The organism is Streptomyces sp. NPDC005574, from assembly GCF_040605435.1.
GTDB lineage: Bacteria > Actinomycetota > Actinomycetes > Streptomycetales > Streptomycetaceae > Streptomyces.
This window is the reverse complement of the sequence record NZ_JBEXCW010000001.1, coordinates 260,828-273,572: the sequence shown is the minus strand read 5'-3', so window position 1 is coordinate 273,572 and position 12,745 is coordinate 260,828. Positions and strand designations below refer to the sequence as shown.

Below are 12,745 nucleotides of genomic sequence, written 5' to 3'. Positions count from 1 at the left end.
AATCGTGTGTACCGGCCGTAGGGCACCTGTAACGCTTCCGCGACGCTTCTTTCGCGTACGGTCACGGATCGGGCACCGAGCTTGACGTGTCACTGCCCTCCGGCACACTTGGCCGGGAATCACCCTTTCGATCAACGATCAGCGACGGCGTCTGAGGGCTACGGGGGACACGGGACATGAGCCAGGACGGCGCTCAGGGCCGGTATGCGGGGCGCGCACTCGCCGGTGGCCGCTACCAGCTGCGCGACTTGCTCGGCGAGGGCGGCATGGCCTCGGTGCACCTCGCGTACGACACGGTGCTGGACCGGCAGGTCGCGGTCAAGACGCTGCACACCGAGCTGGGCCGCGAGCAGGCGTTCCGCGAGCGTTTCCGCCGTGAGGCCCAGGCCGTGGCCAAGCTCACCCACACCAACATCGTCTCGGTCTTCGACACCGGCGAGGACGACCTCGGCGGCGCGACCATGCCCTACATCGTCATGGAGTACGTCGAGGGCCGCCCCCTCGGCTCGGTCCTCGACGAGGACGTGCGGCGGCAGGGCGCGATGCCCGCCGACAAGGCGCTGAAGATCACCGCGGACGTGCTGGCCGCGCTGGAGATCAGTCACGAGATGGGCCTGGTCCACCGGGACATCAAGCCGGGCAACGTCATGATGACCAAGCGCGGGGTCGTCAAGGTGATGGACTTCGGCATCGCCCGCGCCATGCAGTCCGGCGTCACCTCCATGACGCAGACCGGCATGGTCGTCGGCACGCCGCAGTACCTGTCGCCTGAGCAGGCGCTGGGCCGCGGCGTGGACGCCCGCTCCGACCTGTACTCGGTCGGCATCATGCTTTTCCAGCTGGTCACCGGTCGGCTGCCGTTCGACGCGGACTCGCCGCTGGCCATCGCGTACGCGCATGTGCAGGAGGAGCCGGTCGCGCCGTCCTCGGTCAACCGCGCGCTGCCGCCGGCCGTGGACGCGCTGGTCGCCCGCGCCCTGAAGAAGAACCCGAACGAGCGCTTCCCCAGCGCCGAGGCCATGCGCGACGAGTGCCTGCGGGTGGCCGCGTCCCTCCAGCCGGCAGCGCCGAGCATCGTGCCGGGGACCCCCACGCCGAGCGGCTCCGGGGTCGGCTCCGCGGTCTTCCCGCCGGTCGACCAGTCGGCCCAGGCCCCGCCGGGCAACGTGCAGACGCCGTACCAGCCGCTGCCCGGCCCCTACGGCACCCCGCCGCCCGCGACGCCCGCCCCGGCGTACGGCTATCCGCAGCAGGCCGGCTACCAGACGCCCGGCCCGGCCTCCTACGCGCCGCAGCACCAGGCCGGGTCGACGCCGCCGCCGTACAACCTCACCCCGCAGCCCGCCACGACCGCGTCGCCGGCCGGCGGCAGGAGCAACAAGCCGGTGGTCATCGGCTCGATCCTCGTCTCGCTGGTCGCGGTCGGCGGCCTCGTCGCGGCCCTGATGATGAACGGCGGCAGCGGCGACGACACCAAGGGGAGCGGGGGCAGCAGCGCCAGCGCGACCACGTCGGCGGTGTCCGGGCACCGGGGCCCCGATCTGTCGAAGACGATCGACAAGACCGAGTGCACCGAGCCGCAGGAGTCGTACAACGACCCCGACAAGGTCAAGATGCCCGACTTCGGGTTCAAGAACTGGACCTCGGTCCTCGCCTGTCTCCAGGCCGCCGGCTGGCACTACGCGAAGCATCCGGTGGACGAGAACACCTACGGCCAGGACACCGTGATGCGCCAGTCCCCGCAGGCCGGCACGGACTTCGACCCGGACAACCCGCCGGAGATCCAGTTCGACATCTCCACGGGTGACCCGGCCTGAGGGCGGTGCCGCCGCCGCCGTAGTGAGCGGTCATGTGAGAGGCCCGGCAGCGTGAGCTGCCGGGCCTGATGCGTTCGATGGATGGGTGTCCGCGTCCGGTCGGTGGACGCCCGCGTTCGGCCGACGGGTGTCCACCCTGGTACGGGTCCGTCCGCGAGACCGGTCCGGTGGCCGGTCCGGGGCGCGGCCTACAGGTACGGGCCTCCCGAACGGCCGACCGTCCGCGGGTCGTCGCCTCCCTCGGCACCGCCGACCCCGGGCGGCAGGGCGCGGCGCATCTGCTCCAGCTGGGCCCGCGCGGCCATCTGCTGGGCGAACAGGGTGGTCTGGATCCCGTGGAAGAGCCCCTCCAGCCAGCCGACCAACTGGGCCTGCGCGATGCGCAGTTCCGCGTCACTCGGGGTGGCGTCGTGCGTGAAGGGCAGGGAGAGCCGTTCCAGCTCCTCGACGAGTTCCGGCGCCAGACCGTCCTCCAGCTCCTTCACCGAGCTGGAGTGGATCTCCTTCAGCCGGACTCTGCTCGCCTCGTCGAGAGGAGCGGCACGCACCTCCTCCAGGAGCTGCTTGATCATGCTGCCGATCCTCATGACCTTCGCGGGCTGTTCCACCATCTCCGTCACCGGGACCTCGCGGGAGTCCTCGTCTCCGGTGCCACCGAGCGCCATTCCGTCCTGGCCCACGACCAGGATCTGGGGGTTCTCCGGTGACCTTTCGTTCCTCGGCATCTCCATGCCGCCATTCTCTCGCACGCGTGCACCTCGTCAGTGTGGTGCCCCCCTCGGAGAGTGATCCACCGTCCACGGTCCGCGTCGACCTGCCGGCGGAACCCGGAATGCCGGAATTGCCAGGCGGTGTGAGGCTTGTTCCGTGACTTCATGGCTGTGGAGACCCGACCGGCCACGCGGACCGCACGGACGGCGTCCGCCGGGGCTTCGGCCGGCAGGGTGGCTGCTCGTCCTGGCGGCGTGCGCTGTCGTCCCGGTGTACGGGGGCGGCACGGCGTACGGCGCCGAATCGCCCTACCGCGCTGAACAGTTGTCCTCCGCCGACCCCTCGCGCGGTGCCGACTCCTCGCACCGGGGAGGTGCGGGGGCACGGCACCGGGCCGGGTCCCCGTCGTACGGCGCGGGATCCTCGTCCCGTGCCGGGCCCCCCGACCGTGTCGGGTCGTCACCCGCCGGTCCGTCGCCGGACTCCTCCCGCGCCGGTGCGCGCCATGCCTCACCCTCGGCGTCGGAGTCGGCGTCCGCCGAACCGAGCCGGGCCGGGAGCCGCGCGGGCGAGGGGCGGCAGCGGCCGGGACGGAACGAGGCCCCGACCCCGACGGAGGACGAGGACCAGGGCGGACACGACGTCCTCGGGGCGGACCCGGGCGGCGGGGGCGACGCCCCGCAGGACACGGACACCGCGGACCCGGAGGCGGATGACGAGGCCACCGCAGAGGCCGAGCCGCCGCGGCGGACCCCCGAGGCGCCGACCGCGTCCCCGACCGGAGCCGACCGGCAGAACACGGCGCAGACCGGGCGCGCGGTCGGGGCCACCCTCCCGATCCTGCCCCTGGGCAGCGGGCTGATCCTCGTCGGACTGGGCCTCGGCCTCGCCTTCCTCGGCCTGCGCCTGCGCCGCGGCTAGGAAAGGGGCGCCCGGGCTTCCCTCAGGTGACCAGCAGAACCTTGCCGATGTGACCGCTGTCCTCCACGACCCGGTGCGCTCCGGCCGCGTCGCTCATCGGGATCTCGCGGTCGACGACCGGACGGACGTGCCCGGCCTCGATGAGCGGCCAGACGTGCTCGCGTACGGCGGCCACGATGGTCGCCTTCTCGCCCAGCGGGCGGGCCCGCAGCGAGGTCGCGCTGATCGCGGCCCGCTTGCCCAGCAGCGTGGCGAGGTCCAGCTGCGCCTTGACACCGCCCTGCATGCCGATGACGGCGAGCCGTCCGTTGACGGCGAGCGCCTGGACGTTGCGGTCCAGGTACTTGGCGCCCATGTTGTCGAGGATGACGTCGGCCCCGGCGCCGTCCGTGGCCTTCCTGACCTCGGCGACGAAGTCCTGCTCCCGGTAGTTGACCAGGATCTCGGCACCCAGCTCGGCGCAGCTGTCCAGCTTCTCCCGCGTGCCCGCCGTCACGGCGACCTTCGCGCCGACGGCCTTGCCCAGCTGGATCGCCATGGTGCCGATGCCACTGGAACCGCCGTGCACGAGGAGCGTCTCGGCCGGACGCAGGTGGGCGATCATGAAGACGTTGGACCACACCGTGCAGGTCACCTCCGGCAGCGCCGCGGCCTGCCGGAGATCGACGCCCGCGGGCACGGGCAGCAGCTGACCGGCCGGGACGACGACCTTCTCGGCGTAGCCGCCGCCGGACAGCAGGGCGCACACCTCGTCGCCGATCGACCAGCCGGAGACGCCGGGGCCGACCTCGGCGATCCGTCCCGAGCATTCGAGGCCGGGGTAGGGGGACGCGCCGGGCGGGGGGTTGTAGAAGCCCTGCCGCTGGAGGATGTCGGCCCGGTTCACGGCGCCGGCCACCACCTCGACCAGCACCTCGCCCTCGCCGGGCGCCGGGTCCGGGACCTCCTCCCACACCAGCGCCTCGGGTCCGCCAGGTTCGGGAATCGTGATCGCATACATGAGAGGGACGCTACCCCTCGCCGCCCGCCGCACCCCAGGTCTGCCCGCCGAGTCGCCGTCGCCCCTCACCACGGGAGGGGTCCGGGGGCCGTGGACCTCCGGGCAGGGCGTCAGTCCCGGCGCAGCGGGCGGACGTCGGGTGCGATCTGCGACCCCGGTGACGCCCGCACGATCGTGATGAGCCGGTCCGTCAGTTGCAGGGTTCCGACGACCGGATCGTCGTAGCCGAGCACCCGGTGCCCGCGTACGACGCTGACCACCAGGTCCTCCGTGTCCCGCGGGTTCCTGCCCACCTCGGCCTTTATGACGGGGCGTTCGACGATGTCCAGCCCGCTGCCCTGCTGGATGAGGTCCTCCATCACCATGCCGGCCGCCGGACTGAGCACGGACAGGCCGAGCAGCCGGCCGGCCGCGCTGGCGCTGGTGATGACCGCGTCGGCGCCCGACTGCTTCAGCAGCGGGGCGTTCTCCTCCTCACGCACCGCGGCCACGATCTTCGCGGCCCGGTTGAGCTGGCGGGCCGTCAGAGTCACCAGGACGGCGGTGTCGTCGCGCTGGGTCGCGATGATGACCTGCCGCGCCCGGTGCACCTCGGCCCGCTTGAGCACCTCGCTGCGCGTCGCGTCCCCGATCACGCCCGCATAGCCCTCGGCGGAGGCCAGGTCGATCGCCTTGACGCTGGGGTCGACCACCACGACCTGCTCCTTCTTCAGGCCCGTCGCACAGACGGTCTGGATCGCGGAGCGCCCCTTCGTGCCGAAGCCGACGACGACGGTGTGGTCGCGCAAGGTGGACCTCCAGCGGTTGAGCCGCCATTCCTCACGAGTGCGTTCCGTCAGGACCTCGAGGGTGGTGCCGACGAGGATGATCAGGAACAGCACCCGCAGGGGCGTGATGACGAAGATGTTGGTCAGCCGGGCGGCGTCACTGACGGGCGTGATGTCGCCGTACCCGGTGGTCGAGAGCGTGACCGTCGCGTAGTAGAAGGCGTCGAGGAGGTCGACCGAGCCGTCCGAGGTGTCGTTGTAGCCGTCGTGGTCGGCATAGACGATCAGCGCGGTCGCGACCAGCACGAGCAGGGCCAGGGACAGCCTCTTGGCGACCTGCCCGTACGGGTGCACCACCACATTCCTCGGCAGTTTCACCCGGTGGGGCACGATATGTTCGTCCGCCTGGCGGGCGATCGCGTCATGGCCGGGAAGTTTCACGTGAAACACACCCCGATGCCCGCGGCGGCCCACGGCAGGTCGAGCAGTTCGGTCTCCTGCCCCGCCCGGGCCCCACCCGGCGGTACGACGGCGAGGGCATCGGCCGCGGCGATGCCACGGAGCATGGCCGGGCCGTTGTAGTGCAGTGGTGCCGCCCGGTCGCCGCGCAGCACCACGGGGATGAGCCGGGTGTCGTACGGATGCCCGTGCACCCCGTCCTGGAGGGGCAGCGTGTACGGCTCCGGGGCGGGGCGTGCCGCGAGCGTCCGCAGCAGCGGCTCGGCCAGGGTGAGCAGCCCGGATACGGCCGCCAGCGGGTTGCCGGGCAGGCCGACGAGGTGCTGGTCCTCCTTGATGCGGGCCAACAGCATCGGGTGGCCCGGCCGCACCGCGACGCCGTCCACCAGGAGTTCGGCGCCGATCCGCTTCAGGGTGGGATGGACGTGGTCCACCGGACCGGACGCGGTACCGCCGGTGGTGACGATCAGGTCGGCTCGGGACGACGTGATCGCCCTGTGCAGCGCCTTGGCGTCGTCGCCGAGCCTGCGGACGGCGGTGACCTCGGCGCCGAGCGCGCGCAGCCAGGGCGGCAGGAGCGGGCCGAGGGCGTCACGGATCAGGCCGTCGTGCGGCAGGCCCTCGGTGAGCAACTCGTCGCCGAGGACGAGGACGTCGACCCGGGGGCGGGGGACCGCCGTGAGGGTGTCGTATCCGGCGGCGGCGGCCAGACCGAGCACCGCGGGGGTCACGAGGGCCCCGGCGGGGAGGAGTTGGTCGCCGCTACGGCATTCCTGGCCGCGCGGGCGGATGTCCTGGCCGTGTTGCGGTTCGCGAGTCGCGTGCAGCCGGCCCCGGTCGTCGGCGCGGCCGTGCTCACTGCGGAGCACCGCGGTGGTGTCGAGGGGGATGCGGGCGCCGGTGGCGATGCGGGCGGCCTCGCCGTCGGTGAGGGACGCCGGCTCGGCGTGCCCGGCCAGAACGCCTTCCTCGCGTACGTCCCAGGGGCCGGGGCCGGACACCGCCCAGCCGTCCATCGCGGAGGTGTCGAAGGAGGGCAGGTCGGTGAGCGCGGTCAGGGGGGCGGCCAGGGTGAGTCCGAGGGCGCCGTCGAGGGGCACGGAGACGGGCTCGCGGCGGGACCCCGGGGTGCCGGGACGGGCGGCGGCCCGTTCGGCGACCGCTCTGGCCCGGGGCCAGGGGGTGGCCTCGTGCGCGTGTTCGCGGGCGGGGTCGCGAGCGGCTTCGGGACGGCTTCCCGACCCGTGCTCACCCTGTGGGGCGGGGGTGGGCGCGGGCACCTGGTCGCCGTGCGGGCGGCCGTCGCCGGTGGGGGCGCGGCCGTTGTCTTCCTTCACGAGGGCGAGCGCCTCCTCGACGTCGAGGTCGTCGGGTTCCAGGCGTCCCGCGTTTCCGCCGGCCCGGGTGCCGCGGGCGGTCATCCGGCGTCCGGACCGGTACCGGGGGTGGTGCCGGGGGCCGCGTCGGGCCCCGGCCCCTCGGCGTGACCGGCCTCCGGCGTCGCGTCCGGGGCCGCGTCGCTCCTGGCCTCGGCGGCCTCGTCCACCCAGCGCAGGGCGAGGGCTGCGGCCCTGCGGGACGCCTCGGCGACGGCCTCGGGCCCTCCTCCGGCCAGCGCGGCGGCGTAGCCGACGAGGAACGTCGTCAGCGGTGCCGCGGGCCGGGCCACGCCGTGCGCGGCGTCGCGGGCCAGATCGAGCAGCATGCCGGTGTCGACGTCGAGGTCGATCCCGAGTTCGTCCTTGACTGCGGAAATCCATTCATCCAACACGTGCCCATGCTCCCTGATGCGTGCCCTGGCAGTGGCGATGTCGTCCCAGGTGTCGCAGTCGAAGGACGCGACCGGGTCGGGGACACGGGTGAGGTCGAGCCGCGCGGTCAGCCGGCGCAAAGGCAGCCCACTGAGACCAGCGCCGGCGGCGGGACGGCTGGGGGGCGGGGCGCCGGTCGGCGGGACGTCGGTGGGTAGGGCTTCGGCGACCGGGGTGTCTGGGGATGCGGCTTCGGCGACCGGGGTGTCTGGGGATGCGGTTCCGGCGACCCTGACTCCCGAGGTAGGGGCGTCGGCGGGCGGGACTCCTGAAGCTGTGGCTCCGGCTCCGGCGAGGCTGGCCAGTTCGCGGCGCAGCGCCTCCGTGCGGTAGGCGGCCACCAGAGGCTGGTCGCGGCCGTCGGCGTCGGTGAGCAGCACGCCCTCGGCGCCGCTCGTGCGGAGCTCGGACAGCAGCCGCCGTACGGTCGGTTCGGCGAGGAACGGGAGGTCGGCGGAGACCACGACGACCTGTTCCGCGGTGGTGTGCCGAAGGCCGGCGTCGAGCGCGGCCAGCGGGCCGCCGCCGGGCGGGTCCTCGCGGGCCCAGGTCACCGGGCGGGCGGTCGGCCGGGGGTCGGCGACGACGATGACGGTCCGTGCCCCGGCGCAGGCGGCCAGGACACGGTCGAGCAGCGCCCGCCCGCCCACACGCACACCGGGCTTGTCCGCGCCGCCGAGCCGCCGGGCGGCACCCCCGGCGAGCACGACGGCATCGTGGACCTCGGCGTCGGGTGCCTCGGCACCGGGGGTGCCGGTGCCGAGAGCGTCGACGCCGAAGGCGCCGGAGGCGGCTGTGCCGTGGGCGGCGTGGGGCTCGTGCGCGGTCACCCCCCGAGTATGCGTCCCGCCCTGATCACAGGGAACGAGCGGGAGCCGCCGTGATCACAGGGTGCGCAGCAGGACCGCCGGCTGTTCCACGCAGTCCGCCACGAACCGCAGGAAACCGCCCGCCGTACCGCCGTCGCACACCCGGTGGTCGAAGGTGAGCGAGAGCTGGACGACCTGCCGGACCGCCAGCTCGCCCTCGTGCACCCAGGGCTTGGGGATTATCCGGCCGACGCCGAGCATGGCCGCCTCGGGGTGGTTGATGATCGGCGTGGAGCCGTCGACCCCGAACACGCCGTAGTTGTTCAACGTGAAGGTGCCGCCGGTGAGTTCCGCCGGGGTCAGCTTCCCCGCCCTGGCCGCCTCGGTCAGCCGGGCGAACTCCGCGCCGAGCGACTCGGCGTGCCGTGCGTGCGCGTCCCGGACGACGGGGACGACGAGCCCGCGCTCGGTCTGCGCGGCGAACCCCAGGTGCACGGCGTCGAGTCGGACGATCTCCCGGGCCTCCATGTCCACCGTCGAGTTGAGTTCGGGGAACCGGGCCAGTGCGGCGGTGCAGATCCGCGCCAGCAGGGAGAGGAGGGAGACCTTCGGTCCGCCGGCCGCGTTCATCGCCGTACGCGCCCGCATGAGTTCGGTGGCGTCGGCGTCGACCCAGCAGGTCGCGTCCGGGATCTCCCGGCGACTGCGGGAGAGCTTGTCGGCCACGGCCCCGCGGACACCCTTGAGCGGGACACGGGTGCCGGTTCCGGAGGCGGAGCCGTTGCCGGACGCGGGGGCGGAGCCGGGGGCGAAGGCCGGTGCGAGTTGCCCAGACGCGGAGGGCGCGGAGGGCGCGGGGGCGGTCAAGGGCTCCGTCACCGTGACCTGGCCGGCGGCCGCACGCAGCGCGTGCTCCACGTCGGCCCGCAGGATCAGTCCGTCGGGTCCGGAACCGGTCAGCTCCCTGAGGTCCAGTCCGTTCTCCCGCGCGAGCCTGCGCACCAGCGGCGAGATCACGGGCACCGGCCCGTCCACCGTCCTGGTGTGACCGGCCCCGGGAACGCCGGGGGCGTGAACGGCCGCGGGGACCTCGACGCCGGGACCCTTCGCCCCCGACGGGACGGGGCTCCCGTTCGCCTTCGGCGCGCGTGAGGGCGCGGGTGTGGCAGGGGCGAGCGCGGCAGGGGCGGGTGCGGGCGCGGCGGCCGCGCCGGAGACCGTCGGCGTCGGCCGGACGCGGCGCCTGCGCGCGGGTGCCTCGGAGGTGCCGTATCCCACCAGCACGTTGCCCGAGCCCCCGGTCGAGCCGCCGGCGGGCGGTGCGCCGACCGCCACGGTGATCAGCGGCGCCCCGACGGGCAGTTCCGTGCCCTCCTCGCCGAAGCGGGCGGTGACGACACCGCCGTAGGGGCAGGGGACCTCGACCATCGCCTTCGCGGTCTCGACCTCGACGACCGGCTGGTCGACGGTGACGAGGTCGCCGACCTCGACCAGCCAGCGGACGATCTCGGCCTCGGTGAGGCCCTCCCCGAGGTCGGGGAGCCTGAACTCCAGGCTGTGCATGTCGGAAGCGTGCGCCATCAGCTCTCGGCCTCCCACTGCAGGCGCCCCACGGCGTCCAGGACGCGGTCCACACCGGGCAGGTGGTGACGCTCCAGCATCGGCGGCGGATAAGGGATGTCGAACCCGGCCACCCGCAGCACCGGCGCCTCCAGGTGGTGGAAGCAGCGCTCGGTGACGCGGGCCGCGATCTCCCCGCCGGGGCCGCCGAAGCCGCCCGACTCGTGCACGACGACCGCGCGGCCGGTCCGCCGGACCGACGCGCAGACCGTCTCGTCGTCGAACGGCACGAGGGAGCGCAGGTCGACGACCTCCAGGTCCCAGCCCTCCTCGCGCGCGGCCTCGGCGGCTTCGAGGCAGACCGGGACCGACGGGCCGTAGGTGATGAGCGTGGCGCTGCGGCCGGGGCGCCGCACCACGGCGCGGCCTATCGGCTCGACGGCCTGCGGCTCCTCGGGGTTCCAGGAGTCCTTCGACCAGTACAGGCGCTTGGGCTCCAGGAAGACGACCGGGTCGTCGGAGGCGATGGCGGCGCGCAGCAGCCCGTAGGCGTCGGCGACGGTCGCGGGCGTGACGACGTGCAGTCCCGGGGTCGCCATGTAGTACGCCTCGGACGAGTCACTGTGGTGCTCGACCCCGCCGATGCCGCCGCCGTAGGGCACGCGGATCGTCAGCGGCAGGGGCATCGCCCCGCGGGTGCGGTTGCGCATCCGGGACACGTGCGAGATCAGCTGCTCGAACGCCGGGTAGGCGAACGCGTCGAACTGCATCTCGACGACCGGCCGGAGCCCGTACATCGCCATGCCGACGGCCGTGCCGAGAATGCCCGCCTCGGCGAGCGGGGTGTCGGTGCAGCGGTCCTCGCCGAACTCCTTCACGAGTCCGTCGGTGACCCGGAAGACACCACCGAGCGCGCCGACGTCCTCGCCCATGACGTGGACGGTCGGGTCGGCGGCCATCGCGTCGCGCATCGCGCGCGTGAGGGCCTGCGCCATGGTGGCCGGCTTGAGGGCGACGGTCGTCATCGGCGCGTCTCCTCCTGTTCCGCCTCGAGCTCCGCCCGCAACTGGGCCTCCTGCTCACGCAGCTGGGGCGTGGGCCGCGCGTACACGTGGGCGAAGAGGTCCATGGGGTCGAGCGCCGGGTCCTGGTTCATGCGGGCGCGCAGGTCGGCCGCCATGGTCTCGGCGGCGTCGCGGGCGGCCCGGATGCCGTCCTCGTCGATGAGGCCGCGCTCGGTCAGTTCGTGCTCCAGCAGCGCGATGGGGTCGTGCGCGCGCCAGGCGGCCACCTCGGTGTCGCCGCGGTAGCGCGTCGCGTCGTCGGCGTTGGTGTGGGCGTCGACGCGGTAGGTGATCGCCTCGACGAGCGTGGGCCCGCCGCCCGCGCGCGCGTGCCGGACGGCGTCGGAGAGGACCTCGTGCACGGCGGCCGCGTCGTTGCCGTCGACCAGGCGGCCGGGCATGCCGTAGCCGACGGCCTTGTGGGCCAGCGACGGGGCCGCGGTCTGCTTGGCGAGCGGGACGGAGATCGCGAAGCCGTTGTTCTGGACCAGGAAGACGACCGGGGCCTGCCAGACGGCGGCGAAGTTCAGTGCCTCGTGGAAGTCGCCCTCACTGGTGCCGCCGTCGCCGACCATGGCCAGCGCCACCACGTCGTCGCCCTTGAGGCGCGCGGCGTGCGCGAGACCGACGGCGTGCGGGAGCTGGGTGGCGAGGGGGGTGCAGAGCGGGGCGATGCGGTGCTCGCGCGGGTCGTAGCCGGTGTGCCAGTCGCCGCGCAGCAGGGTGAGCGCCTGGACCGGGTCGAGGCCACGGGCGACGGCGGCGAGCGTGTCGCGGTAGCTGGGGAACAGCCAGTCGCGGTCCTCCAGGACCAGCGCGGCGGCGACCTCGCAGGCCTCCTGGCCGGTGCTGGAGGGGTAGACGGCGAGCCGTCCCTGCTTGGTGAGGGCGGTGGCCTGGGCGTTGTAGCGGCGGCCGCGCACCAGTTCGGTGTGCAGCCGGCGCAGCAGGGCCGGGTCGGCCTCGGCGGCCGCGTCGGTGCCGAGGACGCGGTACGGCTCCGCGTCGGGCAACAGCGGCGCGGGGTCGGTGCGGGGCTGCCAGGCGGGCGGCGGCGCCGGGCGGTACGCGCCGCGCTGCTCCATGACCGTCATGACGGCACCTCCTCGTGGGAGCGGCTTCGGACGCGTCACGGATGTGACGCGTCCCACCTACCGATTGTTCGGTCGTCGGCACATTTTGGCTACAGGCACCTCCAGGCTGTGGACAAACGGTTCTGCACAACCTCAGATGGACGCAGTACGTCCATGGTAGGGAGGCGGGGGGACATGGCACCTGAACAAATGGCCGAAGGTGCCGAGAACGGCACCACGCCGCCGGCCCCGCCGCCCCCGCGGCCGCTGGACGCCATAGACCAGGACATCCTGCAGATGCTCCAGGCGGACGGCCGCGCCTCGATACGGTCGGTCGCCGAACGGGTGCACGTCTCGCGTGCCAACGCCTACGCGCGGATCAACCGGCTCGTCGAGGACGGCGTGATCCGCGGCTTCGGAGCCCGCGTCGACCACGAACGGGCAGGGCACGGGACGTCGGCGTACATCACCCTGAAGATCGTCCAGAACTCCTGGCGCACCGTGCGCGAGGCGCTCAGACAGCTTCCCGGCGCCTCCCACATCGCGCTGGTCGGCGGCGACTTCGACGTACTGCTCCTGGTGCACACGCCCGACAACCGGGCCTTGCGCGAACTGGTCCTCACCCGGCTCCAGGCGATGCCCGAGGTGCTGAGCACGCGCACCCTGCTGGTCTTCGAGGAGGAGGACCTGGAACCGCAGGGCTGAGGACGCCGAGGTCGCGGCACCAGGGCCAGGGCCACAGGGGTCAGGGCC

General features: G+C 73.5%; 11 protein-coding genes. 3 read left to right on the top strand and 8 right to left on the bottom strand.

All coding sequences use genetic code 11. From position 1 onward, the window contains the following. The first annotated feature begins 176 nt into the window (after window positions 1-176). Window positions 177-1,817: a protein kinase gene (locus ABZT03_RS01305; RefSeq protein WP_356031793.1), complete on the top strand. Its 1,641-nt coding sequence runs from the start codon at window positions 177-179 to the stop codon at window positions 1,815-1,817. 188 nt (window positions 1,818-2,005) lie between these two features. On the opposite strand, the gene ABZT03_RS01300 is transcribed toward ABZT03_RS01305, so the two are convergent. Further along, a complete protein-coding gene (locus ABZT03_RS01300) occupies window positions 2,006-2,548 on the bottom strand; it encodes a bacterial proteasome activator family protein (protein WP_356031791.1) in 543 nt (180 codons plus the stop codon). A 304-nt stretch (window positions 2,549-2,852) separates the two neighbouring features. Between ABZT03_RS01300 and ABZT03_RS01295 the strand changes: the two genes are divergently transcribed. Continuing rightward, the gene (locus tag ABZT03_RS01295; RefSeq protein ID WP_356031788.1) at window positions 2,853-3,449 is read left to right on the top strand and encodes a hypothetical protein; all 597 of its coding nucleotides are present in this window, start codon (window positions 2,853-2,855) and stop codon (window positions 3,447-3,449) included. Between the two features lie 22 nt (window positions 3,450-3,471). Here ABZT03_RS01295 and ABZT03_RS01290 read toward each other — a convergent pair whose 3' ends face one another. From ABZT03_RS01290 to pdhA, 7 genes are all read right to left on the bottom strand, one after another. After that, on the bottom strand, window positions 3,472-4,449 hold the full coding sequence (locus tag ABZT03_RS01290) for an NAD(P)H-quinone oxidoreductase (protein ID WP_356031785.1): 978 nt from the start codon (window positions 4,447-4,449) through the stop codon (window positions 3,472-3,474). A gap of 110 nt (window positions 4,450-4,559) precedes the next feature. Further along, on the bottom strand, window positions 4,560-5,657 hold the full coding sequence (locus tag ABZT03_RS01285) for a potassium channel family protein (protein WP_356031782.1): 1,098 nt from the start codon (window positions 5,655-5,657) through the stop codon (window positions 4,560-4,562). Further along, the gene (locus tag ABZT03_RS01280) at window positions 5,654-7,096 is read right to left on the bottom strand and encodes a molybdopterin molybdotransferase MoeA (protein WP_356031780.1); all 1,443 of its coding nucleotides are present in this window, start codon (window positions 7,094-7,096) and stop codon (window positions 5,654-5,656) included. The genes ABZT03_RS01285 and ABZT03_RS01280 overlap by 4 nt, the downstream gene beginning before the upstream one ends. Beyond that, window positions 7,093-8,193: an NTP transferase domain-containing protein gene (locus tag ABZT03_RS01275; RefSeq protein ID WP_356031968.1), complete on the bottom strand. Its 1,101-nt coding sequence runs from the start codon at window positions 8,191-8,193 to the stop codon at window positions 7,093-7,095. The genes ABZT03_RS01280 and ABZT03_RS01275 overlap by 4 nt, the downstream gene beginning before the upstream one ends. Before the next feature lie 177 nt (window positions 8,194-8,370). After that, window positions 8,371-9,876 carry a dihydrolipoamide acetyltransferase family protein gene (locus tag ABZT03_RS01270; protein WP_356031777.1) on the bottom strand — a complete coding sequence of 502 codons (1,506 nt, stop codon included), beginning with the start codon at window positions 9,874-9,876 and terminating at the stop codon, window positions 8,371-8,373. After that, window positions 9,876-10,880 carry an alpha-ketoacid dehydrogenase subunit beta gene (locus ABZT03_RS01265; RefSeq protein ID WP_356031774.1) on the bottom strand — a complete coding sequence of 335 codons (1,005 nt, stop codon included), beginning with the start codon at window positions 10,878-10,880 and terminating at the stop codon, window positions 9,876-9,878. Before ABZT03_RS01265 ends, ABZT03_RS01270 begins: the two co-directional genes overlap by 1 nt. After that, window positions 10,877-12,013 (bottom strand): pyruvate dehydrogenase (acetyl-transferring) E1 component subunit alpha, encoded by a 1,137-nt coding sequence (gene pdhA, locus ABZT03_RS01260; RefSeq protein WP_356031772.1) that lies wholly within the window; start codon window positions 12,011-12,013, stop codon window positions 10,877-10,879. Before pdhA ends, ABZT03_RS01265 begins: the two co-directional genes overlap by 4 nt. Before the next feature lie 189 nt (window positions 12,014-12,202). Here pdhA and ABZT03_RS01255 point away from each other — a divergent pair, with 189 nt between their 5' ends. After that, entirely contained in the window at window positions 12,203-12,697 is a 495-nt protein-coding gene (locus ABZT03_RS01255) for an Lrp/AsnC family transcriptional regulator (RefSeq protein ID WP_356031965.1), read from the top strand. The last annotated feature ends 48 nt before the right edge of the window (window positions 12,698-12,745 follow it).

Excerpts from the sequence above, each read along its gene's own strand:
- ABZT03_RS01305 (WP_356031793.1), top strand. The coding sequence starts at position 177 with ATGAGCCAGGACGGCGCTCAGGGCCGGTATGCGGGGCGCGCACTCGCC.
- ABZT03_RS01300 (WP_356031791.1), bottom strand. The coding sequence starts at position 2,548 with ATGGAGATGCCGAGGAACGAAAGGTCACCGGAGAACCCCCAGATCCTG.
- ABZT03_RS01290 (WP_356031785.1), bottom strand. The coding sequence starts at position 4,449 with ATGTATGCGATCACGATTCCCGAACCTGGCGGACCCGAGGCGCTGGTG.
- ABZT03_RS01280 (WP_356031780.1), bottom strand. The coding sequence starts at position 7,096 with ATGACCGCCCGCGGCACCCGGGCCGGCGGAAACGCGGGACGCCTGGAA.
- ABZT03_RS01270 (WP_356031777.1), bottom strand. The coding sequence starts at position 9,876 with ATGGCGCACGCTTCCGACATGCACAGCCTGGAGTTCAGGCTCCCCGAC.
- ABZT03_RS01265 (WP_356031774.1), bottom strand. The coding sequence starts at position 10,880 with ATGACGACCGTCGCCCTCAAGCCGGCCACCATGGCGCAGGCCCTCACG.
- pdhA (WP_356031772.1), bottom strand. The coding sequence starts at position 12,013 with ATGACGGTCATGGAGCAGCGCGGCGCGTACCGCCCGGCGCCGCCGCCC.
- ABZT03_RS01255 (WP_356031965.1), top strand. The coding sequence starts at position 12,203 with ATGGCCGAAGGTGCCGAGAACGGCACCACGCCGCCGGCCCCGCCGCCC.